The organism is Leptospira ilyithenensis (assembly GCF_004771005.1).
In the GTDB taxonomy this organism is placed as follows: domain Bacteria; phylum Spirochaetota; class Leptospiria; order Leptospirales; family Leptospiraceae; genus Leptospira_A; species Leptospira_A ilyithenensis.
In genome coordinates, this window is the sequence record NZ_RQHV01000055.1 from 1 (window position 1) to 706 (window position 706).

Annotated in this window: 1 protein-coding gene; it reads left to right on the forward strand. The window is 44.9% G+C overall.

Annotated elements, in window-relative coordinates; translation table 11 throughout:
• Positions 1–20 precede the first annotated feature (20 nt).
• Positions 21–706 (forward strand): hypothetical protein (locus tag EHS11_RS13025; protein ID WP_135764853.1); only part of this gene is annotated, 686 nt, incomplete at its 3' end.

The window sequence follows — 706 nt, forward strand, 5'->3', positions numbered from 1 at the left end:
GAATCTCCGACCCGGACAGTTTGTCCCCTACAGAAAGGAATCGTATATTAGGAGAAATTAACTCTGCTGCTGAATATAAACAGCTAAGGGATTCAGGTAAAACAGACGCGGAAATCGCTGCGATGAGTCGTGATCAGAGAGAAGCAGAATTGGATCGGATCAATGGAGAGGTAAATCCTGAGACATTGGCGATTGCCGCACTGGCGAGTGTGGGGACATTCTTTGGGGGAGCACTCGCTTATATGGGATTAGGTGGGGGAACAGGCAACGGAGCTACTCCGCCTGTTCGGGGGCAAGTCGTTGAGGTTCCTGCTCGGAGAAGAGAGGATGGCGAGGATGATGCGGGATTGCCTGTACCGGATGGTGGTAATTCTCATCCTGCTGATGCTCCTGAGATGGGAGCTGATACTAGTCCAATTAAAAATACACCGGATACGCCTGAGCCAGTGAAGCCACCTTTTAATAGGAACGAAGCATTAAATACTCTGAATCATTTAACTCAAGCTCATATGGGAGATGAAAGTCAAAATTTGACTATCGATAGAACAACAAGAGAAGCAAAAATTAAAGATTTAACGGACTCATTTACTGGCTTAAAGGCTGATCTTAACGCTAAATTAAAAGACTCAAGTCTAACAACAGCGGAAAAGAACGCCATTAAGAAAGAAATAGCTTCTTTAGAGAAAACAAAAGCTAGTCTGGAAGC